Source organism: Micromonospora noduli, assembly GCF_003264475.1.
Lineage (GTDB): Bacteria > Actinomycetota > Actinomycetes > Mycobacteriales > Micromonosporaceae > Micromonospora > Micromonospora noduli.
Window position 1 is genome coordinate 1 of record NZ_PYAC01000004.1, and the last position, 22,697, is coordinate 22,697.

At 71.2% G+C, this 22,697-nt stretch carries 20 protein-coding genes; 5 read left to right on the forward strand and 15 right to left on the reverse strand.

Going from position 1 to position 22,697, the window contains the following annotated elements; all coding sequences use genetic code 11:
• Positions 1-21: 21 nt before the first annotated feature.
• Positions 22-192, reverse strand: coding sequence for a hypothetical protein (locus tag MED15_RS33405; protein WP_167362519.1), 171 nt, complete (start codon positions 190-192; stop codon positions 22-24).
• Between the two features lie 207 nt (positions 193-399).
• On the opposite strand from MED15_RS33405, the gene MED15_RS07225 reads away from it, so the two are divergent.
• On the forward strand, positions 400-1,086 hold the full coding sequence (locus MED15_RS07225) for a DUF4191 domain-containing protein (protein WP_091407420.1): 687 nt from the start codon (positions 400-402) through the stop codon (positions 1,084-1,086).
• A 396-nt stretch (positions 1,087-1,482) separates the two neighbouring features.
• Here the strand turns inward: MED15_RS07225 and MED15_RS07235 are convergent, their stop codons facing one another.
• A complete protein-coding gene (locus MED15_RS07235; RefSeq protein WP_220090459.1) occupies positions 1,483-1,881 on the reverse strand; it encodes an RDD family protein in 399 nt (132 codons plus the stop codon).
• A gap of 263 nt (positions 1,882-2,144) precedes the next feature.
• Between MED15_RS07235 and glnA (MED15_RS07240) the strand changes: the two genes are divergently transcribed.
• Positions 2,145-3,569, forward strand: coding sequence for a type I glutamate--ammonia ligase (gene glnA, locus MED15_RS07240; RefSeq protein ID WP_112671701.1), 1,425 nt, complete (start codon positions 2,145-2,147; stop codon positions 3,567-3,569).
• Between the two features lie 226 nt (positions 3,570-3,795).
• Here the strand turns inward: glnA (MED15_RS07240) and MED15_RS34780 are convergent, their stop codons facing one another.
• Positions 3,796-4,059 (reverse strand): helix-turn-helix domain-containing protein, encoded by a 264-nt coding sequence (locus MED15_RS34780; protein ID WP_363698615.1) that lies wholly within the window; start codon positions 4,057-4,059, stop codon positions 3,796-3,798.
• Between the two features lie 111 nt (positions 4,060-4,170).
• Between MED15_RS34780 and MED15_RS33180 the strand changes: the two genes are divergently transcribed.
• Positions 4,171-5,352, forward strand: coding sequence for an AlbA family DNA-binding domain-containing protein (locus MED15_RS33180; protein WP_146766697.1), 1,182 nt, complete (start codon positions 4,171-4,173; stop codon positions 5,350-5,352).
• A gap of 137 nt (positions 5,353-5,489) precedes the next feature.
• On the opposite strand, the gene MED15_RS07255 is transcribed toward MED15_RS33180, so the two are convergent.
• The 7 genes from MED15_RS07255 to MED15_RS07285 all read right to left on the reverse strand — a co-directional run bounded on the left by MED15_RS07255 (position 5,490) and on the right by MED15_RS07285 (position 15,947).
• Complete coding sequence (locus MED15_RS07255; protein ID WP_208646588.1) at positions 5,490-5,939, reverse strand: hypothetical protein; 450 nt, start codon at positions 5,937-5,939, stop codon at positions 5,490-5,492.
• A gap of 401 nt (positions 5,940-6,340) precedes the next feature.
• Positions 6,341-6,685, reverse strand: a complete 345-nt coding sequence (locus tag MED15_RS07260; protein ID WP_112700370.1) for a hypothetical protein — start codon at positions 6,683-6,685, stop codon at positions 6,341-6,343.
• An 874-nt stretch (positions 6,686-7,559) separates the two neighbouring features.
• Positions 7,560-9,083 (reverse strand): polyprenol phosphomannose-dependent alpha 1,6 mannosyltransferase MptB, encoded by a 1,524-nt coding sequence (gene mptB / locus MED15_RS07265; protein WP_167457618.1) that lies wholly within the window; start codon positions 9,081-9,083, stop codon positions 7,560-7,562.
• 14 nt (positions 9,084-9,097) lie between these two features.
• The gene (mptB, locus tag MED15_RS07270; RefSeq protein ID WP_112732975.1) at positions 9,098-10,507 is read right to left on the reverse strand and encodes a polyprenol phosphomannose-dependent alpha 1,6 mannosyltransferase MptB; all 1,410 of its coding nucleotides are present in this window, start codon (positions 10,505-10,507) and stop codon (positions 9,098-9,100) included.
• Between the two features lie 40 nt (positions 10,508-10,547).
• A complete protein-coding gene (locus MED15_RS07275) occupies positions 10,548-12,167 on the reverse strand; it encodes a hypothetical protein (protein ID WP_244220405.1) in 1,620 nt (539 codons plus the stop codon).
• Positions 12,160-15,180: a bifunctional [glutamine synthetase] adenylyltransferase/[glutamine synthetase]-adenylyl-L-tyrosine phosphorylase gene (locus MED15_RS07280; RefSeq protein ID WP_112735123.1), complete on the reverse strand. Its 3,021-nt coding sequence runs from the start codon at positions 15,178-15,180 to the stop codon at positions 12,160-12,162. The genes MED15_RS07275 and MED15_RS07280 overlap by 8 nt, the downstream gene beginning before the upstream one ends.
• Positions 15,180-15,947, reverse strand: coding sequence for a type 1 glutamine amidotransferase (locus MED15_RS07285; RefSeq protein WP_112700368.1), 768 nt, complete (start codon positions 15,945-15,947; stop codon positions 15,180-15,182). The genes MED15_RS07280 and MED15_RS07285 overlap by 1 nt, the downstream gene beginning before the upstream one ends.
• 112 nt (positions 15,948-16,059) lie before the next feature.
• On the opposite strand from MED15_RS07285, the gene MED15_RS07290 reads away from it, so the two are divergent.
• Positions 16,060-16,995 carry a S66 peptidase family protein gene (locus MED15_RS07290; RefSeq protein ID WP_112600990.1) on the forward strand — a complete coding sequence of 312 codons (936 nt, stop codon included), beginning with the start codon at positions 16,060-16,062 and terminating at the stop codon, positions 16,993-16,995.
• 92 nt (positions 16,996-17,087) lie between these two features.
• Here MED15_RS07290 and MED15_RS07295 read toward each other — a convergent pair whose 3' ends face one another.
• Positions 17,088-17,987, reverse strand: a complete 900-nt coding sequence (locus tag MED15_RS07295; protein WP_112735125.1) for a Vgb family protein — start codon at positions 17,985-17,987, stop codon at positions 17,088-17,090.
• Between the two features lie 186 nt (positions 17,988-18,173).
• Here MED15_RS07295 and MED15_RS07300 point away from each other — a divergent pair, with 186 nt between their 5' ends.
• Positions 18,174-18,644 (forward strand): hypothetical protein, encoded by a 471-nt coding sequence (locus MED15_RS07300; RefSeq protein ID WP_112601025.1) that lies wholly within the window; start codon positions 18,174-18,176, stop codon positions 18,642-18,644.
• Between the two features lie 652 nt (positions 18,645-19,296).
• Here MED15_RS07300 and MED15_RS07305 read toward each other — a convergent pair.
• The 4 genes from MED15_RS07305 to glnA (MED15_RS07320) form a co-directional block, all read right to left on the reverse strand.
• On the reverse strand, positions 19,297-19,680 hold the full coding sequence (locus MED15_RS07305) for a VOC family protein (RefSeq protein ID WP_112582648.1): 384 nt from the start codon (positions 19,678-19,680) through the stop codon (positions 19,297-19,299).
• A 292-nt stretch (positions 19,681-19,972) separates the two neighbouring features.
• Positions 19,973-20,665 (reverse strand): helix-turn-helix transcriptional regulator, encoded by a 693-nt coding sequence (locus MED15_RS07310; RefSeq protein ID WP_112600992.1) that lies wholly within the window; start codon positions 20,663-20,665, stop codon positions 19,973-19,975.
• Between the two features lie 114 nt (positions 20,666-20,779).
• Entirely contained in the window at positions 20,780-21,205 is a 426-nt protein-coding gene (locus tag MED15_RS07315; RefSeq protein WP_091409561.1) for a DUF350 domain-containing protein, read from the reverse strand.
• A gap of 89 nt (positions 21,206-21,294) precedes the next feature.
• Positions 21,295-22,644, reverse strand: coding sequence for a type I glutamate--ammonia ligase (gene glnA / locus MED15_RS07320; protein WP_091409557.1), 1,350 nt, complete (start codon positions 22,642-22,644; stop codon positions 21,295-21,297).
• Positions 22,645-22,697 lie beyond the last annotated feature (53 nt).

The following is a 22,697-nucleotide window of genomic DNA, read 5'->3' on the forward strand; positions in this document are numbered from 1 at the left end:
CGGCGGTCGCGCTGGGCGCGGTCACCGGCGGGCGTCGCCGGTGCGACCGGCCTGCCTGCGCCGGCCCAACCACCCGCGGCTGACCGGACGGGACAGCGACCGGGCGAGCCGGTCCGCGGCCGCGTCGGCGCGCAGCTCGGCGGCGTGGGTACGGTGCAGGGTGAGCAGGAAATCTGCGTCGTTGCCGAACATGTCGGGCTCCTTCGTGGGGTCGTCGTCTTCTGCTGACGACTCTCCGCGCGAAGGCCCCACCCGGGCATGGGCATGGCGCCTCATCTTCCCCGCCCACAGCCTCCTTACCCAGCCGCTCCAGGCGCGTACGGCGACGTAAGGTACTCAGCTGCCCCGGCACCCGGACGCGGATCAACCGGGCCGGCGGCGACCACTAGACTCTGCGGCATGGCAAAGCCCCAGGAGAAGGTCTCGTTCGGCCAGCGGCTGAAGCAGATCGGGATGGTGTTCCAGTTCACCGCCAAGCAGGACCGGTGGTTCGCGCCGCTGGTCGCCGCCGCGGTGCTCATCCCGCTCGCCCTCACCGTGGTCGCGGTCATCCTCTGGAGCTGGATCTGGCTGCCGATCGGCATCCTGTTCGTCCTGCTCGCGGTGCTGATCGTGCTCAACCTGCGGTCCAACAAGGCGATGATGAACGCCGCCGAGGGGCAACCCGGCGCGGCGGCGCAGATCATGGAGAACATGCGCGGCGACTGGCGGGTGACCCCGGCGGTCAGCTCGACCACCCAGATGGACATGGTCCACCTGGTGATCGGCCGCCCGGGCGTGATCCTGCTGGCCGAGGGCAACCCGCAGCGGGTGCGCGGCCTGCTCGGCCAGGAGAAGCGGCGGCTTTCCAAGGTGATCGGCTCCGCCCCCCTGCACGACTACGTGATCGGGCAGGAGGAGGGCGAGCTGCCGATCCGCAAGCTGCGGACGACGCTGCTGCGCCTGCCCCGCGCCCTCTCCGGCAAGGACGTCAACTCGCTGGACAAGCGACTCAAGGCGCTCACCGCCCGGCCACAGATGCCCAAGGGCGCGATCCCGAAGAACATGCGGCCGCCAGGCGCCTTCCGCCAGTCGCGGGGCCGCTGACCCCTCAGGTGTACGCGAAGGAGCCGGACCCGCACGGGTCCGGCTCCTTTACGTACACCCTCTTGTGCACCGGCCCTGACGCGCCGTCCGCCTCCGGTCCCTGGCCGCCCGCAGCCCCGCGCCCCGGCCTGGCCCGGCCCGCGCCACGCCCTGGTCTGGCGACCGCCCGGATCGACCTGCCGCCCCGGCCCAGCCCGCCGCCTAGGTCCCCGGCCCTGGCCCTGGCTCCAGCCCTGGCCCCGGCCCCGGCCCCGGCCCCGGCCCCGGCCCCGGCCCCGGCATGATCGTGCTCGATCCTGGATGTAGTGGCCTCGCGCGCGGAGGATGCCACTAAATCCTGGATCGAGTGCGATCTTGCGGTTCGCGTGGCCCCGGACCGGCCTTGGCGGGGTTGGCTCAGCTGCGGGGGGCGTCGACGATGACCGAGCCGGCGACTCGGTCGTGCAGGCCGCGCCGGTGCTCGTCCATGATCAGTGCGGGGACGACGAGGGCCAGCAGCAGGCCACGGATCAGCCCCCGGAGCACGCCGATCCGGCCACCGTCGTGCCAGTTCACACAGCGGATCTTGGTGATGTACATGCCCGGCGTCTGGGCGAACAGGCCGAGGAAGATGCCGTACACCAGGACAAGCACCAGCACCGGGGCCCAGCCGTCGCGTACCGGGTCGGCGAAGAAGTTGGACACCAGCAGGCAGAGCACCCAGTCGATGATCAGCGCACCGAATCGCCGACCGAGGGTCGGCGCGGTGAAGGTGGGGTCGGTGGCCGGCGCTGCCGGGAGGTGCGGATTGGTCACAGCGGTCAAGGGTATCCGCGCCGGGATGAGGGCTTGCCGGGTGCCGCCGCCGCTGTGTGCCGATTCAGGCTAAAGCGATCAGATGTCATTACACTGGCACAGTCGGTACGGCGTTCCTGGCGGGCCGGAGGCGTGGACCGGGGCGTCGCTGACGCTCCGCGAGGGACGTAACACGGCAGAAACAACGGAGACACGGCTGGGCAACCCCCCGGCCCTAGCGTCGCCAGAAGCCTAGCCACCCCGTGGACGTGCCAGGAGGATGTGTGTTCGCCAATCCCGAGGAACTGCTGCGATACCTCAAGAACGAGGACGTGAAGTTCGTCGACGTTCGTTTCTGTGACCTGCCCGGCGTGATGCAGCACTTCAATCTGCCGGTCGAGTCCGTCAACGACGACCTCTTCACCGACGGCCTCGCGTTCGACGGTTCGTCGATCCGCGGTTTCCAGGCGATCCACGAGTCGGACATGCTCCTGCTCCCGGATGTCGCCACCGCGTTCATCGACCCGTTCCGCGCGCAGAAGACACTCGCGCTGAACTTCTTCATCCACGACCCGTTCACCCGCGAGGCCTACAGCCGCGACCCGCGTAACGTGGCGAAGAAGGCCGAGGCGTACCTCGCCGCCAGCGGCATCGCCGACACCGCCTACTTCGGCGCCGAGGCGGAGTTCTACATCTTCGACTCGATCCGCCACGAAACCTCGGCGCACCAGTCGTTCTACTACATCGACTCGATCGAGGGCGCCTGGAACACCGGCCGCGAAGAGCCCGGCGGCAACCGCGGCTACAAGACCGCCTACAAGGGCGGCTACTTCCCCGTCCCGCCGGTCGACCACTACGCCGACCTGCGTGACTCGATCGTGCGCCGCCTCGTCGACACCGGCTTCAACGTCGAACGCTCACACCACGAGGTCGGCACCGCCGGCCAGTCCGAGATCAACTACCGGTTCTCCACCCTGCTGCACGCCGGCGACCAACTCCAACTCTTCAAGTACATCGTGAAGAACGAGGCCTGGGCCAACGGCAAAACCGCAACCTTCATGCCCAAGCCGCTCTTCGGCGACAACGGCTCCGGCATGCACACCCACCAGAGCCTCTGGCTCAACGGCGAACCACTGTTCTACGACGAGACCGGCTACGCCGGCCTGTCCGACATGGCCCGCTGGTACATCGGCGGCCTGCTGCACCACGCCCCGTCGCTGCTGGCCTTCACCAACCCCACGATCAACTCGTACCGTCGTCTGGTGCCCGGCTTCGAGGCGCCGGTCAACCTGGTCTACTCCCAGCGCAACCGCTCGGCCTGCACCCGCATCCCGGTCACCGGCGCGAACCCGAAGGCCAAGCGCGTCGAGTTCCGCGTCCCGGACCCGTCGGCCAACGTCTACCTGGCCTTCTCCGCCATGATGATGGCCGGCCTCGACGGCATCAAGAGCAAGATCGAGCCGCCGACGCCGATCGACAAGGACCTCTACGACCTCCCGCCGGAGGAGTGGGGCGACGTCAAGCAGGTGCCGGGCTCGCTGTCGGCAGTGCTCGACTCGCTGGAGGCCGACCACGACTACCTGCTCGACGGTGGCGTCTTCACCCCCGACCTGATCTCCACCTGGGTCGACTGGAAGCGCGCCAACGAGGTCGACCCGGTGCGTCTGCGCCCGACCCCGCACGAGTTCGCCATGTACTACGACTGCTGAGCCTGATCAAGGCTCTGACCTGCACCAACAGGATTGCTACTGATCTTGGGTACAGGTTGGGTACAGATTGACAAAACGGCGGTCATGCTCGGCTCCCAGCCGGCGTGGCCGCCGTTTGGCGTCCGCCGAGCGCGCTGTCGACGAGCAGGCGGGTCCGGTCGACCACGTCCGGCCACTCGTGTACGTACGTGTTCAGCGTGACGGTCGGCGTGCTGTGCCCGAACGCCTAACGTTCAGCGTCATCGCCCGAGGGCGATTGAACCTCCGCCCGCGCCCTGCCGCCGACACCGGGTCGCGGTCGCGCCTCATGCCAGCTAACAATGTGCGCCGGCCGCCACACATGCGTCCGCCCAAGGGTCAGATCGGGCGCCGGCATCTGCCCCCGCTTCCGATACGTCGCCACCGTGCCGACCCGCACCCCGAGGTAGGCGGCGACCTCCGAGGTCGTCCACCACTCCGCGTCGGGATCAGGGCTCGTCACGTCCGCCATTCTGCCCGCATTAGGCGATCATCGCACTCATCCCCGGGGACCACGGCACGTTACTACCGCGTCGACGGTTCGCAGCCCCCGCCGGGTCTGGCCGCCGGCAGTGACTGACGTATGGCCGCCAAGGTGACTGCAAGTCTGGTACGCCAGCTCAATCATGGTCGGAGCTTCTGTGAGATTCTATTCTTCGTGCCCAACACCGTCTCATTCGACCCGCGCCTTGGTATGTGGTTTTTCGGCGGTAAGCGCCGGTATGACGACGGCTCGGGCTCCATCGTAATCACCCATAGCGATCTTAGCGCAACAAAAGCCGCAGATCTATCTCGTGAGTTGCGTAAAGCTCGCCAGCTTAATTGGGAGCCACCGCCCATTCTCGTTGACGTTGCTCCCGAGGATCAATATTGGGGAAAGGGTGCCATCGTAGAGCCTGTCACGTTTACGCTCCATGATGACGGCAAGCTGGCCATTGAATGCGATCTCACCTCTCATGAATACTTTGATGAAGACGATGAGTTTTTCCCCCTCGTCGAGCGCCTGATCGGACCACTCCTCCAGCGCACTAATAGTCGACTATTGAGCGTAGCTAGTGACGGAGGGCGGCCGAGTGCGCCCTACTATTACAGAGTCAAGTTCTCCGTTGTCACGTGGGGAAGGAACCTCCACGACCTTTATCAGGTTGGGCAGGGCGTCAAAGCAATATTCGACGCCTCAGTCACCGGCGAACTAACCAGAGAGACTGCCGCTGACCTAGTAGCCGGGGGACGCGCCGACCTACTCCAAGGCCTCCCGGAAGGCCCGTGGCTGGATGTCAAATCACAACACTATGACTTGACTACAGATCGTGGAAAAATTTCTCTCGCTGAGGCCGTCAGCCGGTTTGCCAATGCGGAGGAAGGCGGGATTGTTATTGTAGGCATGGACACCAAGCGGGTCGCAGGCGGAGAAGTTATCAGGTCCATCAAGCCTGTCCCGATCATCGGCACAACGATCCGGCGATACCGCCAGGCTATCGAGAGCCGGCTCTTTCCGTTTCCTTTTGGGCTCGAAATTACGGCGGTGGAGATCAATCCACACGAGGGCCTGATCATCGTATCTATTCCACGGCAGGAAGAAGAGCTAAAGCCATTCCTAGTCCACGGTGCGATTGTTGGTGGCCGTACCGAGGGCGCTTACATCAGCATCGTCCGTCGAAGCGGCGAAGACTCGATTCCGATTACTGCCCAGCAAATTCACAGTACGCTAGCAGCTGGTCGGGCATTGCTCCGGCGCGGTTACCTGTATCCCCCGGAGGAATGATCCCCGCCTCGCCTCGGGCAAGTTTCCGTGCAGGGAGACGTAAGTGACCTGCCGGGCTCCACTTGATGCGTTACGTCTCAGCGTCAGATGGTGCGTGACAGCTCCGCCTAGAGATGCTGGCGAGTCACGCGGGGTCGTCACGCCGGGTAGAAGTTCCAATGAGGTAGCAGGGCCGCATCGCAGAGGGCGCATGCGAAGTCGTCGTCTCGTACGATGTTGCGTTCCCCGCAGGCTGTGCAACGTCTGAAGATCAGCGCGGCGGTGAAGCCGCCGGGATGCGGCATGCTGAGACGATCAAGTGCTGCGGCGACTGCTGGCCAGCAGTCAGGGTCTGGGCAGTAGCCGGTCGAGTGGTTGCTGACCGCCTGGACGAAGTATCCGCTGTCGCTCGCGGCGAAGGTGATCTCTCCGGCAGCCAAGACGTCCTGCCCGGCAGCACAGGCAACGTGCTCGCTTTGGCGGGGTGCCACCCGGAGCGCGCCGTGAAGGTCGACAACGAACGTGGCAGGCTCGTCGAGCCCAGTCCCGCGCCGATCATCGAGCCACGTATCGAGCGCGCTGCGCGTGTCGGCGATGACGGTTCCCACCGCGGCTGCCTGCCGGGCCAAGATCTCTGCTGGTCCGACATACCGATACCGCCTGAGCCGCGTCACGGCGTGAAGCTACCTCCGCTGGCTCCGACCGTCCATCGAGATTGGCACAAAGATGCCGGTCGCCTGGCGGGCGCGGCGGTGGGTGACGGTTGAGGTATCTCGGCCTGTCACGCATCATGTGGAGTCAATCTGTAACGGATCGAGCGGAGTACGACAGAGACGTGAGTGACCGGGGGTGAGAACTTTCCATACGTCTTCAAGGCGGCCCTTCGGGCCGCGTCGTCGGACCCCTGCCGGTTCCGCCTTATGCCTGCGGCAACGGCGGACCGGCAGTCGGACGCACCGATGCCCCACGCCGCTTGGAACTCGGCGCAGGGCATGGAGGATCGGTTGAGTCAGCCCGGCTCGGGCGCACCTGGCACAGCGCGATGTCGACTCATCTCGGCGAAGGCCAGCCGCTCAAGGCGTCGCTGAATCGCGCTCGGCTGCCGCTCGAATGACACCGCCAGCTCGTCAATGCTGTGGCCGGCCAGGTAGCCCTTCATCAGCTCGGAGTCAGCCTGGGGTGTCCACGGATCGTACGCCTTCGGGTGACGCTGCCGGATCTCGGCGATCCCAGCGGGGTCGCTCTTGAGGCCGACGCCTGCGTCGGCCAGGTCGTATCCGTCTTCCTCGTCCGGTGGGTCGTAGACCCAATCGGGTTCGCCCCGCTTCTGTTCGTCCCAGTCCGGTTCATCCATAGGCATCAAGGTATCGACGCCAATGTGAGCGGGGAAGCACCGATCGTGATGGGAACCCTCCGGGGCTTCCCGAGCAGCAAGGGCCTCGCCTCCGGCGGGCAGGGCCTCCGGCCCTACGACCCGGGGATGGCCTCCGGCGGTCGGGGCTACTCGCCCCGAACCCTCGGCGACTCTGGGATGCCCCGGCCGCGACCGGGTACCGTCGCGCACCGGAGGCGACCAGACCGCGCCGGGCGGAGCCTGCGCGACGGGATGCCCCACCGGCCCACTTCCGAGCCACCCGCACACAACACGACTCCATGATCGTTAGGCACAGGACGGGTACAAGAGCCACCAGGAAACACCGGATAACGATGGAAGTTGATATGCGACGTACGACCTGCTCAGGGGCTTGATCGACGCCACTCCCCCAGGTCAGCCCCGATGGGCGGTTAGTTCGCCATGTACTACGACTGCTGAGCAGTCAGATGCACGACGACTGCTGAGCAGTCGCTCGAACACCGGCCGGGCCGGCTCCGCTCACCGCGGAGCCGGCCCGGCCCGCTTCCCCCTTCAACACCGTCCCCCGTAACGCCCCGCGCCCCCGCGCCCCCGCGCCCCGCGCCCCGCGCCCCGCGCCAAGATCCACGCACCAAGATCCACGCAACTTCGGGGATGTTGCTGCCTCCGGCGCCCCGGAGGCAGCACTTTCCCTGCAGTTGATCGGATCTTGGGCGTAGACCTTCAACCGAGATCGTGCTCGATCCTGAATGCAGGGGCCTCGAACCCGCCGACAGCTCACTACATCCAGGTTCAAGCGCGATCTTGACCACCCGCCTCGGTGATCACGGGTTAGCAGGAAGCTCTGTCCACTTGGTCCCCGACAACCTCATGATCAGCGGGGTCGGCGGCGGGCGGTGCGTACGAGCACGGTCAGGAGCAGGGCGGTCATCGCCAGGGCACCGGGTGCCTTGGTGACGCGGGCCAGGTTGGTGCCGTCGGGCAGGGCGAGGAAGGCTGCCGCCGCGGTGGGCAGCACGAACCACGTCGTGCGGGCGGCGGTGAGCGCCAGCAGTGCCAGCGGCCAGGTCGCGTACCAGGGGTGAAAGACCGGGGACAGGACGACGGTGGCGACCAGCGCCACCGCCGCGCCGTGCAACGCAACCCGGGAACGCGCCACCCGAGGACCCGCTCCCTCGGGACCCACCAGCTTGGAAGCCACCAGCGCCGGACCCGCCAGTTCGGGACCCGCATCCTCGGGCAACCGGCACAGGGTCTGCCAGGCCCGCCACCAGAGCACCACCAGCACACCGGCGAGCAGCAGCAGCGCCACCGCCCGGACCACCGGCACCGCCTGCGGGTCCCGGCCGACCAGCGCGCCGGCGTAGTCGATCACGAAGCCCACGGCGGTGGGTGGTGACGTCCACTGCTCCGAGTCGCCGCTGTGGGTCAGCCCGCCCACCCAGCCGAAGCCGAGGCCGGACACCGCCGAGGTGACCAGCAGCGCGGCGAGCAGCCCTCCGGCCAGCCAACCACAGTGGCGCAGCAACGCCCGTACGGTGTATCGGCCGGGCATCCCGGCCAGCACCGCGAACGGCACCACCACCACTGCGCTGGCCTTCACCGTGACCGCCAGCCCGAGCAGCGCTCCGGCCAGCAGGAGCCCCGCCGGCCGACCTGGTCGACGGACCACGACCAGCAGCCCACACAGCAGCAGGCCCAGCATCACGGCGTCGTTGTGCGCGCCGGCCACCAGGTGCACGCCGACCAGCGGGCCGGCCAGCGCCAACCAGACCGCCCGCCGGGCCGGCACCCCGGCCGCCCGCGCCAGACCGGGCAGGCAGAGCGCGGCCAGCAGCAGCCCCGCCACGGCGATCACGCGCAGCGCCACGATCGTCCCGGTGAGCCCGCCGCCGAGGCTGACGGCGAGGGCCGCGAGCAGCATGAACACCGGCCCGTACGGTGCCGGGGTGTCCCGCCAGATCGGCGCCACAGTGTCCAGCCAGGGGCAGCCCGCCGCCGCCACTCCCACGGTGTACGGGTCGACGCCGTGCGCGTACGTCCAGCCCTGGCAGGCGTACGAGTAGACGTCCCGGCTGCCCATCGGTGGCGCGACCAGCAGCGGCAGAGCCCACAGCCCGGCGGTGACGTACGCCCAACGGGTCGACGGCGCACCCTCGCGCAGCGACCACCAGGCCCCGACCAGCAGCATGGTGCCGATCAGCCAGCAGGTCAGCGTCGCCGGGCCGTCCGGGGCTCGCCAGATCGACGTCGGTGTCGCGCCGAGCGGGGCGTCGGGCAGCGCCCCGCCGAGGTAGCCGGCCACGGCGAGCAGGACCGCGCCGACCAGGCCCGCGTACCGGGCACGCAATGCCGCCAACGACACAGGCGGCGGAACAGGCGGGCCGGGAGCGGTCACCGGCGCACCTTCCCTCAATCGGCGGCGACCGGCTGACGGGCCGCTCGAGCCGACCGTACCAACCGGATGACCAGCACGATCACCAACAGCGTCATCAGCGGCGCCCCGACCGTCTTGGTGTACCGGGGAAACCCGGTGCCGTCGGGCAGCACAAGGAAGGACGCGACCAGGGCGACCACCGTGAACCATCTGGTGCGCTGGGCGGTGGCCGCCAGCACGAACAGCGGCCAGGTCCAGTACCAGGGGTGCACGACGGGGGCGAGCGCGACGGTGAGGGCGAGCGCGAGACCGGCGTGGTACAGCGGGTCGCGGGTACGGGCCCGCCACCAGAGCCAGACGAGCAGTACGGCCAGGAGGACCACGGCGATCCCGCGGGTGACGGGCAGCGCGTCGATGTGACCACCGAACAGCGCCGCGACGTACCCGACCGTCTGCCCCACGGCGGTCGACGGGGAGGTCCAGGCGATGGCGGCGCCGCCCTGGGACAGCCCGCCGATCCAGCCGAAGTCCAGCCCACCGAGGATGGTCACGCCGACCACTGTGACGACCGTGCCGCCGACCACCCAGCCGCCGTCGCGGATCAGCGTGCGGATCCGGTACGGCCCGGCGGTGGCCGCCAGCGCGGCGAACGGGACCACCACCACGGCGGTCACCTTGATCGCCACCGCGACTCCGAGGAGCAGCCCGCCGACCAGCAGCATGCCGCGCCGGCCCGGGTGCGCCGCCACCACGGCCAGCCCGCCGACCAGCGCGGCGAGCATCAACACGTCGTTGTGGGGGCCACCGACCAGGTGCGCGGCGACCAGCGGGGAACCCAACGCCAGCCACACCGCCCGCTTCGCCGGCACGCCGGCCCGACGCGCCAACGCCGGCAGGGCCCACGCGGTGATGGCCACGCCGACCAGCGACAGCGCACGGAACAGCACGATGCTGGCGGTCAGCGAGCCGGTGGCCTTCACCACGGCGCCCGCGATGAGCACGAACAGCGGCCCGTACGGCGCCGGGGTGTCGCGCCAGATGACCGAGACGGTGTCCAGCCAGGGGCAGGGCAGTGCGGAGACGCCCTGTTCGTACGGGCTGATACCGCCGACGAAGCTGGCGCCCTGGCAGGCGTAGGCGTACACGTCCCGGCTGCCGAAGGGCGGCGCGATCAGCAGCGGCAGCAGCCAGAGCCCGACGGTGACCAGGGCCCACCGCGTCGAGGGCCCTCCGTCGCGCAGCGCCCACCAGGCGTACGCCATCAGGCCGGTGCCGACCAGCCAGGCGGCGAGGATCAGCGGGCCGTTGGGCCCCTGCCAGATGCTGACCGGGGTGCTTCGCAGTGGGCCGCTGGGGAACGCGCCGCCGAGGAAAGCGGAGAGCGCGAGCAGCATCGAGCCGGCCAGGCCGGTCCAGCGCGCGAGGTGGGAGGGCACGCCGGACATGCTGCCAGCCCGTCGGTGGGAGGCCGACGGCAGGCACGGGTCAGCAGTGGCGCGCCGGTGCCAGCCCACTGGAGATCGAGTAGTCGCCGGCGGCGCGGACCCGCACCTCGGTCCACCCGTCCGCGCCCGGTCGCAGGCAGCCGTCCGGGCCGCTCAACGTGAGCCAGCGCGACCAGCGAACCCGGACCGGCACGTCCCCGGGCGTGGCGGTCAGCCGGACCGCACCGCGGTCGGCGGCGACGAGTTGACCCGGGGCGTCGACCAGCGGGGTCGGATCGACCACCGCGTACATCTGCCAGGTGGAGTCTCGCCAGACCTCCCGCAGGTACGGCAGGCCGCCGCGGATCAGCGCGGCCTCGTCGCGGCCCCACCGGTCGGCGGGTGCGTCCGGGGCGAGCACCACGTAGCTCACCGCCTCGTGCCGTAGCCACTGCTCGTAGGTCTGCGCGTTCAGGTTGCCGTCGTAGAACAGCGCGTTGCGGTCGCTGTCGACCTGGCGTTCCCAACCCCGGGCCAGTGGCACTGTCGGCGGCAGGTACGCCGACTCCCAGTGGTCGCGCAGCGGCACCACCTCGACCCGCCCGGCCGGCTGCCGCCGGTCGAGTTCGGCGACGAGCGGTTGGTAGAAACGTTCGGCGCTCTCCGGTGCGCCGGCCCGGGTCACGTCGCTCGTCATCACCGGGGACTGCCACCAGACGGTCGCGGCGAGCAGCCCGGCCAGCCACGGCCCGCGCAACGCGGCGTACCCGGCCAGCAGGGGCAGGGCGAACAGCATCGGCAGCCGTAGCGCGTTGGAACCGATCGGGCTGGGCACGTAGTACGCCCCGATCAGGAGCAGCACGGTGAGCACCGCGCCGACGCGCAGCACCCGGCGGCGACGCGGCAGCACGACCGCCACCAGCACCGCGAGCGCGACGTTGATGCGCATCGACTCGGCCGAGTACGGCTGGGTGCCGCCGTTGCCGAAGACGAACGCCATCGGGGCGAGCGTGACGGCGGGCGCCACGGCCAGGACGAACCCTTCGGCCAGTGGTCGCTCGGCTCGCCAGCCTCCGGGCAGCGGGCGGCCCGGCCCGTCACCGGTGCGCAGGGCGCCCAGCAGCAGCGCCGCGCCGGCCAGCCCGGTGAACAGGCCGGCGACCGGGCTGGCCGCCGTCGCCAGGGCGGCGCAGACGGCGGCGAGCGTCAACCGGAGCCAGCGCGGTGGGCGTTCCGCGCTGACCGCGCAGAGCGCCAGCAGCCCGAACGCCAACCCGACCGCGAAGGTGATCCGGCCGCTCGCCAGGTTGCCGACCAGCACCACAGCGCCGAGGACGCCGGCCAGCAGCGGTCGGCGGGCCCGGTTGCGGGTGAACAGCCAACCCAGCGCGGCCGCGCCGACCACGGCGGCGATCGCCCCCAGCGGACGCACCCCGATCAGCGCGCCCAACCTGGCCGTGAAGAGGCTGTAGCCGTACTGGTTGACGCCGCCGTACCAGCCGAAGTCGACCGGCGCGGCCCCGTACCGCTCGGTGAAGCCGGCACGGGCCACCTGGGCGGCGAGGTCGGTGCCCATCGGCGGCGCGAGGAGGAACGCGACGGCGAGCAGCACGGCCACCCCGGTCGCCGCCGCCCAGCCCGCGACGCTCCGCCCGGTTGGGCGCGGCGACGCGTCAGGCATCGAGGACCCGTTCGGCAGCGGCGCGGGAGCGGCGGCCGGTGCGCAGGTACTCGTCGAGGAACTCCCCCGGATCGTCGCGGCCGAGCAGCCGGGCCACCCCGGCCAACTCCACCCCGTGCCGGGGCAGTTGGTCGCCGGCCCGGCCCCGGACCAGCATCAACGCGTTGCGGACCTGCGCGGCCAGGGCCCAACCGGCGGCCATCTCCGCGGCGTCCGCCGCGTCGATCAGGCCGGCCCGCTCGGCCGCCGCGAGGGCGTCGAGGGTACGCGTGCCGCGCAGCGCCGGGATCGCGCCGGCGTGCCGGAGCTGGACGAGTTGCACCGCCCACTCCACGTCGGCGAGCCCACCGCGACCCAGCTTGGTGTGGGTGGCCGGGTCGGCGCCCCGGGGCAGCCGTTCGGTCTCCACCCGGGCCTTGATCCGCCGGATCTCGACGACCTGCTCGCGGGTCAGCCCGTCGGCCGGGTAGCGCACCGGCTCGATCATCGCCTCGAACTCGGCGCCCAGGTCGGCGTCACCGCAGACGAACCGGGCGCGCAGCAGTGCCTGCGCCTCCCACACCCGCGACCAGCGGGCGTAGTACTGCGCGTACGCGGCGAGGCTGCGTACCAGCGGACCCTGGCGGCCCTCCGGCCGCAGGTCGGCGTCGACGCCCAGCGGCGGGTCGGGGGCGGGTACGCCGAGCAGCCGGCGCAGCTCCTCGGCGACGGCGTGCGCGGCGGCGCTGGCGGCACTCTCGCTGGTGCCCGGCGGCGGGTCGTAGACGAAGAGCACGTCGGCGTCGGAGAGGTAGTTCGACTCGTACCCGCCGAGCCGGCCCATGCCGATCACCGCGAACCGCAGCCCTGCCGGTGCCGGCTGGCTGGCCTGGGCGGCCCGCAGCGCGGCGGCCAGGGTGGCGTCGGTGACGTCGGCGAGCGCCGTACCGACCTCGGTGATGTCGGACAGCCCGCGGGCGGGCCGGTTCGCGCCGTCCGCCCGGGTGGGGCTGGGCGCGAGCGCGCCGGCCCGGCAGAGCACGTCCGCGCAGGCAACCCGGACCAGCTCGCGACGTCGCAGCGCGCGCACGGCGCTGGTGGCCTCGACCGGGTCGGTGTGCCGGGCCGCCGCCGCCAGGAACCCCTCCCGCAGCACCTCTGGCGCGCGTGGCGCCAGCTCGTTCTCCTCGGCCAGCAGCCGCAGCGCCTCCGGGTCGCGGGCGAGCAGGTCGGCGACGTACCGGGACAGCGCGAGGACCCGGGCCAGCCGACGGGCGACCGGGCCGCCGTCGCGCAGCAGCCGCAGGTACCAGGGGGTGCTGCCCAGCTTGTCGGAGACCTTGCGGTAGTTGAGCAGCCCCCGGTCCGGCTCCGGCGCGTCAGCGAACTCGCTGAGCAGCACCGGCAGCAAGGTGCGCTGGATGGCCGCCGTGCGGCTCACCCCGCCGGTGAGCGCCTGGAGGTGGCGCAGCGCCCCGGCCGGGTCGGCGAAGCCGAGGATCTCCAGGCGGTTCCTGGCCGCCTCCGGGGTGAGCCGCAACCCGTCCGCCGGCACCCGGGCCACCGACTCCAGCAGCGGCCGGTAGAGCAGTTTGGCGTGCAGTCGGCGTACCTCGGTGGCGTGGGTGACCCACTCGGCCCGGAAGCTCTCCACGGCGCTGCGCCCCGGCGAGGCAGTGAAACCCAGCGCGGCGGCGAGCCAGCGCAGCGCGCCCGGCTCGGCGGGCACCGTGTGCGTACGACGCAGGCCCTGGAGTTGCAGCCGGTGCTCGACGCTGCGCAGGAAGCGGTAGCCGCGCAACAGGGCCTCGCCGTCGGCCCGCCCGACGTAGCCGCCGGCGACGAGCGCGCGCAACGCCGGGATGGTGCCGGGCGGGCGCAGCGTCTCGTCGCCGCGACCGTGCACGAGTTGCAGCAACTGGACGGCGAACTCGATGTCGCGCAGCCCGCCCGGACCGCGCTTGATCTCGCGCTCCAGCTCCTTCGGCGGGATGTGGTCGATGATCCGGCGACGCATGGCGCGGACGTCCTCGACCGCCTCGGGCCGCTCGGCCGCCCGCCAGACCAGCGGCGCGAGCTGGTCGATCCACTCCTGGGCCAGCGGCAGGTCACCGGCGGCCGGGCGGGCCTTGAGCAGCGCCTGGAACTCCCAGGTGCGCGCCCACCGCCGGTAGTAGGCCAGGTGGCTGGCGAGGGTCCGCACCAGCGGGCCGCGGCTGCCCTCGGGGCGCAGCGCGGCGTCCACCGGCCAGGCCACCAGCCCGCAGATGTAGATCAGTCGGGTCGCCACCTGGGTCGCGGCGGACAGGTCGGCGTCCTCGGCGGCCACGAAGATGACGTCCACGTCGGAGACGTAGTTCAGCTCGCCGCCGCCGCACTTGCCCATCGCCACGACCGCGAGTCGGGGCCGCTCGGTCCCCTCCGCCAGCTCCGCGACAGCGATCTCGTACGCCGCGGAGAGCGTCGCGTCGGCCAACGCGGAGAGCGCGGCCATCGTCTGCTCCAGCCCGCGACCGCCGGTCAGGTCGGCCGCCGCGATCCGCAGCAACGCCAGGCGGTACGCGGCCCGCAGCGCCGCCACCGCGTTGCCGCCGTCGGCCGGCTCCAGCCGCCCCTCAGCGGTCGGGGCGAGCCCGTCCGGGGCGGTCCGCAGCGCCTGGTAGTGCTCGGGGTGGGCCACCAGGTGGTCGCCGAGCGCCGCCGACGCGCCGAGCACCGCGATCAGCCGCCGCCGTAGCCCGGGATCGGCGTGCACATCCGCGAGCAGCGGCGATTCGGTGCCGCCTTCGATGGTGCGGCCCTCGGCCTCCACGATGCGGTGCAGTTGGCGCAGCGCCAGGTCCGGGTCGGCGGCCCGGGACAGCGCGGCGAGCAGCTCCGCGGCGGCCTCGTCGACCGGCTCCTGCTCGGCTGGCCGCCACAGCCGCAGCCCCTCCGGGCCGAGCAGGTCCGCGGCGCGCGCGCCGCCATCGCCTTCGGCGGTGCCGAAGCCGTACCGGGCGAGCCGGCCCGGTGCCCTGGTCGGCCGGCTCATCAGTGCCCGAGCAGCGGCAGACCGCGCCGCGTCGTACTGTCGTCCAGCTCGCCGAGGGCCAGCGCGGCGAACCGGGCGGCGAACGGTTGCCAGACCTCCTCGACGTCGGGCAGCACCGAGGCGCAGGCCGCGACCACCAGCTCCGGGTCGTAGCCCAGCTCGGCGAGTTGGGCCGAGTCGGTGGCCCAGTCGGCGATCATCGCGGCGTCGCACTCGATGTGGAACTGCAAACCCCACGCCCGGTCACCGAGGCGGAACGCCTGATGCGGATAGCGGGTGGAGGCGGCGAGCAGTGTCGCGCCCCGAGGCAGCTCGGTGATCTCGTCGGCGTGCCACTGGAGCACGTCCGGGATCAACGGCACGTACCGGAACAACGTGTCGTTCTCGGCGGCGTCGCGCCGGCCGACCACGCCGGGGCCGATCTCCGGCCCGGACGGGCTGCGCTCCACCAACCCGGCGTGCGCGGTCGCGAGCAACTGCGCGCCCAGGCAGACCGCCAGGGTCGGCACCCGGTATCGGACCGCCTTGCGCAGCAGGCCCTCCACGGCGGGAAACCAGGGCGCGCCGGGCGAGCCGTCCGGCAACGGGTACGCCTGTTGGTCGCCGCCGAGCACCACCAGCGCCGCGTACCCCTCCAGGTCGGCGGGCAGCTCGTCGCCGGCGTGCGGACGCACCACCCACAGCTCCAGCCCAGCCTCGGTCAGCCACTCACCCAGCCGGCGCGCGTCGTCCGTCGGGTCGTTCTCGATCACCAGCGCGGTTGCCACCCGTCGAGGCTAGCCGGTACGCCGCACGGCACCACGCCCCGGCACGGGCCGCGCGGCTCCCGCCGCCCGTGCCCGGGTCCCGACCACGGCGGGGTGGTTAGGCTCTGCGGTTGTGATCAGCGAGGACAGCGCCGCCGTACGCCCGCCCGTGCTGCTCCCTGGTGACACGGTGCTGCTGGTGTCGCCGTCCGGGCCGACCTCGCCCGAGCGGGTGGCCCGGGGCATGGAACTGCTCACCGGCTGGGGCCTGCGCCCGGTGCCGGCGCCGAACGCGTACGCCCGCCACGGCTACCTCGCCGGCACCGACGACCTGCGTGCCGCCGACCTGAACGCGGCCTTCGCCGACCCTGACGTACGCGGGGTGATCTGCACCCGCGGCGGCTACGGTGCCCAGCGGATCGTGGACGCCATCGACATGGCCGCCGTCCGCCGCGACCCGAAGGTGGTGGCCGGCTTCTCGGACATCACCGCGTTGCAGTTCGCACTGTGGCGGGGCGCCCGCCTGGCCGGGGTGCACGGCCCCGGGGCAGCCTGGCGCGACGAGCGGACGCCACTGCGCTCCGCCGAATCCCTGCACGCGGCGTTGATGACTACCGAACCGGTGTCGATCACCGCGGTCCCCACCGAGGAGACCTTCGGCGTACGCGTCCCGGGTCGCGCCACCGGCACCCTGCTCGGCGGCAACCTGTGCATGATCGCCGCGTCGATCGGCACGCCGGACCTGCCCGACCTGACCGGTGCGGTGCTGTTGATCGAAGACGTGCAGGAACCCCCGTACAAGGTCGACCGGATGCTCACCCACCTGCGCCGGGCCGGCGTGCTGGACGGACTGGCCGGGGTGGCGGTCGGGCAGTTCACCGACTGCGGCGACGGCTGGGACACCACCATCGTCGACGTACTCACCGAACGCCTCGGCGACCTGGGCGTACCGGTCCTCGGCGGCCTCCCCATCGGCCACGGCCCCAACCAGCTCACAGTCCCGGTGGGCACAACCGCCACCCTCGACACCACCACCGCCACCCTCACCGCAACCCCAGCAGTCCACTAACCCCCGGCCCCGGCCCTCCCCGGTGATCAAGAGGTTTGCGTCATGTTCGGAGCGGATCCTGACGCAAACCTCTTGATCAACCGGGGCCAGGTTCAGGGGGCGGGCGGGATGGTGGGTGGAGTCAGGTGGGCTACTGCGCCGATTTCCAGGGCGGCCCAGATGCCGGTGGGGGTGCGGGTGATGCCGTGCGGTTCGGCGTTGGGAGTGGGTAGGGCGTAGCCCTCAATCCGTCGAGTGGCGTCGAGGTGACCGATCCGGTTGGCACCCCACTCGGTGAACCACGCGCCGCCGTCCGGGTCTGCCACGATCGCGTGCGGGCGGGCGGCCCGGTCCGGCAGCGGGAACTCCACGATCTTGCCGTCCGGGTCGATCCGGCCAAGCTGACCGGCGGCGATCTCCACGAACCAGATGACGCCGTCGTCGCCCAAGGTGATGCCGACCGGGCCGGCCTTCATCGTGGGCAACGGATGCAGCGTCACCCTGCCGTCGAGATCGATCCGACCGATCGCGTTCGCCTGATTGAGGGTGAACCAGAGAGCCTGGTCCGCGCCAGCAGTGATCATCGAGGCGAATCCGCCGGTCACCGGCAGCGGGAATGCGGTGTGGGTGCCGTCGATCTCCACCCGGCCGATGCTGTCGGAGGTCATCCCGGCGTACCAGAGCGCGCCATCAGGCCCAGCCGCGATGCCGCCCGGCCCGGTGCCGGCCGGCAGGGCAATGGTGCGCTGCTCACCGTCGACGGTGATCCGACCGATCCGGTCGTCTCCCGAGCGGGTGAACCAGAGCGCCCCGTCCGGCCCGGCCGTGATGATCAATGGGCGACCGCCGGGCGGATCCAGCGGGTAGGTCCGGACCGCACCGTTGGGCGACAACCGGGCGATGCCGCCGGCATGGGCCAACGTCAGCCACAGCGCGCCGTCCGGGCCAGACGTGATGCCGTACGGTCCGGCGCCCGGCTCGCCGATTGGAATCTCCCGAATCTCGACGGTCATGTCGCGGTGTCCTTCCGTCGGTGGATCGTCCACCCTGACCGCTCGGCCAGCGACCACACAACCGATTTCGCCGACCGCCGGCCCCTGATTGTCAGCTCGCTGACAGGGTCGCCACGGCTTCCCCCCAGACAACCCGGTCACTGTCGGTGATGACAGCGCAGGATGACCGAACCTCTGGAGGACAGCATGTCCCGCACCATCCGTAGGAAGCACCTGCTGGCCGGTTTGGCCGCCGCCGGCGTCCTCGGCGTCGGGATCGCGGCCCCGACGATCGCGTTCGCCGCCGACACTCCCACGCCGGCACCGAGCGCCAGCACCGCCCCGGCTCCCGGCACGGCTCCGGGTGCGAAGGCCGACCGGCAGGGCGAGTTCGCCGAGGCGCTCGCCAAGGAGCTGGGCGTGCCCACCGACAAGGTGACCGCCGCACTGGAGAAGATCCGCGAGCAGCACCGGCCGGCCGACCGCCCGCAGCGCCCGTCCGCCGAGGACCGGCAGGCCGCGCTCAAGCAGCGCCTGGACCAGGCGGTCAAGGACGGCAAGCTCACCCAGGAGCAGGCCGACGCCATCACCAAGGCCGTCGAGGCCGGCGTCTTCCCCGGCCCGGGCGGTCACCGCGGCCCGGGCGGCCACCACGGCGCCGGTACGCCCGGCAAGTAGTGCGACGAGACCGGCCCCGGCAGGCACCAGCAGGCCGGGGCCGGCCTCGTCCTGCCCCGGGGCAGATCGAGGGCCGGCCTCGGTACGCCCCGGGCAGGCCGAGGGCCAGCCTGTCGCGCCCGGGCAGGCCGAGGGCCGGCCTGTCGGGTCGGGCCTGCCCGGGCCCGTCGCGGCTTGATCCACTCGGTTTCCGTGAAGTCGCGGTATACGGCGCGCTCGGACACCCCGACATCATGAAAACCGAGTCGATCACCGGCCCCGGAGCCCGCCGGTCAGGCCGAGCACTCCCTGCCAAACCCCAACAAGCCCCGGTACGTCCGAATGGTCAGGGTTTACCCCGGTCGACCTGAGCAGGTCAGGCCCTACCCCAGCTTGATCCACTCGACTTCCGTGAAGTCGCGGTATCCGGCGCGCTCGGACACCCCGACATCATGAAAACCGAGTCGATCACGCGCGCGGATGCGTGCGGCCAGGCTGGCTCGGCCGTCACACCCGCTCAGGGTGACGGCCCCAGAGCCAGGCCACCCCAGGGCCAGGCCACCCCGGACCAGGCCACCCCGGACCAGGCCACCCCAGAGCCAGGCCCACCCGGAGCCAGCCTGACCGATAGCGCGGGGCCAGCCTGGGGGCATCAGCCCGGCCCTGCAAGGGGTCAGGGCTGCGGGGGCGGGGGCGTGAACACGCCCAGGTGGTTGCCGGCCGGGTCGAGTAGGTGGGCCAACGTGAGACCGCTCGGTGCCGTACGCGCTGGCACCAGCACCCGACCGCCGGCTGCTTCGGCCTGTCGGCAGGTCTCCGCCACGTCGGCGACTTCGGCGTAGAACACGGCGTAGTTCGGCGACGTCCCGTCGGTCGCCCGGATCGCCCCGCCGATCCCGGTGTCGCCGCCGGCCCCGGTCACGCGGTAGGACCCGCCGTTGGTCGAGCCCTGCTCCTCGAAGGTCCAGCCGAACAGCTCCCCGTAGAACCGCTCCGCGTCCTCGGGCCGGTCGGTGCCGATCTCGAACCAGGTGATGGGCGTGGTGGACCTGGACATCTACTGCCTCCAGAATTTCCGTGCCGGCCGTTCGGCCGTCGTCTGGAGCAGTCTCGGGGCCGTTGGCGACAGCGTCCTGTCGGTGTTTCCGGATCACCCGGCGGGGTTTCCAGCGACAAGACCCAACCGGGCCGGCCGCGAACGGGTCTCAGCCCAGGCCACCGCGCCGACCTCGTTCAGACCAGGCCGCGCCACCAAGCCCGTCTCAGACCAGGCCGCGCCACCAAGCCTGGCTCAGACCAGGCCGCCGCGCCAACCCCGTTCAGACGAGGCCCGCCGCACTGAGCCCGTCTCAGACCAGGCTCAGCGGGCGGACCCGCTCGTGCGGGATGTCGAGATCTGTCAGGCGTAGCTCCCGGGCCACCACGTCGGGCAGCGCCCCGACGCTCCGGATCCGGTCGGTGCGGAAGCACCGCAGTTCGTCGCGCAGACGGCACCAGGCGACCAGGTACCAGTGTCGGGAATTGCCGAGGTAGCCGAGTGGCTCGACGTCACGGGTCGAGTCGGCGCCGGCGCGGTCGGCGTACCGGATGCGCAGCACCCGCCGCGCGGCGACCGCGTCGGCGACGGTGGCCGGGACGGGGGTGGCCGGCCCGTCGCCGATCAGGTGCACCCGGCCGGCGAGGCGGTGTGCCTCGGCGGCGTCGGCGGCCGGCAGCACCGCCACCAGCTTGCGCAGCGCGGTGGCGGCCGGCCCGGCGAACGGCGAGCCGGCGAGCCGGTGCAGCGCCACGGCCATCGCCACCGCCTCGGCGGCGGTCAGGTTGACCGGCGGCAGGGTGCGGGCGCGGTCCAGGACGTAGCCGCCGGTGCGCCCGGGCTCGGCCCAGATCGGCACCCCGGCCTCCTGCAACGCGCCGAGGTCCCGTTCGATGGTCCGGCTGCTCACCTCGAAGCGCGCGGCCAGCCAGCGGGCGCTGCGCGGCCGTGGTGACACCGCCCGCAGCTCCTCGACCAGCGCGTAGAGGCGATCCGTGCGGTTCATGCCCGGCACGCTACGACCGGGGTACGACGCCCTCCAGCAACCGCCCGCGCGGCAACGCGGACAACCGCCACAGCGACGCAGACAGCCGCCAGCACAGCGACGCGGACAGCCGCCTCAGGCGATGCAGGCGCAGACGATCAGCGCGGCCCCGAAGTGGGTGGCGGCGCTGACCCGGGCGGCCGGGTGCGGCTCGGGTGAGCAGATCACCTCGCCGAGCTTGCCGGGGGTGAGCAGGTCCAGCACCACGAAGGCCAGCGCCATGATCGCCAACCCGACCAGTCCGAAGACCACGGTGGAGGCGAGGCCCTTGCCGAAGTCGCTGTAGCTGGTCAGGATCGCGGTGAAGACGATCCCGGCGATGCCGAGCTGGTTGGCGGCGAGCAGCAGCCCCGCGTTGGCGTTGCGCTCGACCCAGATCAGGTCTCGCAGCCGGCCCGGGGTGAGCAGGTCGACGAGCACGAAGCCGGCGGCCATGAGGCCGACGCCGACGATCCCGAACACGACGCTCTGCCAGGCACCGCTGAACAGATCCTCCAGCACCGACTTGCCTCCCGACTCTCCGCCCGGAGGGGTACCGGCGCGGTGATCGAGACGATAGCGGCAGCGCGCAACGGCGTCAGCCCCTGCGTCTACAGGGCCAGGTAGCGCTGCCGCTCGTACGGGGTGACCTCGCGGCGGTACTGCTCCCACTCGGCCCGCTTGTTGCGCAGGAAGAAGTCGAAGACGTGCTCGCCGAGCACCTCGGCGACCAGTTCGGAGCCGGCCATCACGTCGATTGCCTCGGCGAGGTTCTCCGGCAGCGCCTCGTAGCCCATGGCGCGCCGCTCCGCGCTGGTCAGCGACCAGACGTCGTCCTCGGCGCCCGGCGGCAGCTCGTACCCCTCCTCGATGCCCTTCAGGCCGGCGCCGAGCAGCACCGCGAAGGCGAGGTACGGGTTGGCCGCCGAGTCCAGCGAGCGGACCTCGACCCGGGCCGAGTTGGGCTTGCCGTACGCGGGGACCCGGACCAGCGCGGACCGGTTGAGGTGACCCCAGCAGACGTACGCCGGGCTCTCGGTGATCCGGTCGGGCAGGTGCTGCGGGAAGAGCCGCTTGTACGAGTTGACCCACTGGTTGGTGACCGCCGTGTACTCCCGGGCGTGCACCAGCAGACCGGCGATGAACGACTTTGCCACCTTGGACAGCTTCATCGGGTCGCCGCTGTCGTGGAAGGCGTTGCGCTCGCCCTCGAACAGCGACAGGTGGGTGTGCATCCCGCTGCCCGGTTGGTCGGTGAACGGCTTCGGCATGAAGCTGGCCTGCACACCGGTGGAGAGGGCGACCTCCTTGACCACGTGCCGGAAGGTCATGATGTTGTCGGCGGTGGTGAGCGCGTCGGCGTAGCGCAGGTCGATCTCCTGCTGGCCGGGCGCGACCTCGTGGTGGCTGAACTCGACCGAGATGCCGATCCGTTCCAGCGCCAGTACGCCCTGGCGACGGAAGTCCCGGGCGACGGCGTGGGTGGTGTGCTCGAAGTAGCCGCCGGTGTCGACCGGGGTGGGCACCGAGCCGTCCTGCGGACCGTTTTCGAGCAGGAAGAACTCGATCTCGGGGTGGGTGTAGAAGGTGAAGCCCTTCTCGGCTGCCTTGGACAGCGCGCGGCGCAGCACGTGCCGGGGGTCTGCCCAGGACGGCCCGCCGTCGGGCAGCAGGATGTCGCAGAACATCCGGGCGCTCTCGCCGCTGACCCCACCTTCGAAGGGGAAGACCTGGAAGGTGGTCGGGTCGGGCATGGCCACCATGTCCGATTCGAAGACCCGGGCGAAGCCCTCGATCGCCGAGCCGTCGAAGCCGATGCCTTCCTCGAAGGCCGCCTCGAGCTCGGCGGGGGCCACCGAAACGCTCTTGAGCGTGCCCAGAACGTCGGTGAACCACAGCCGGACGAACCGGATGTCCCGCTCTTCCAGCGTGCGGAGGACGAACTCCTGCTGACGGTCCACTTCCCCAACCCCTCGCGACACTCTTTTGTCCGCCTTGGCCGGGCTGTACCCGA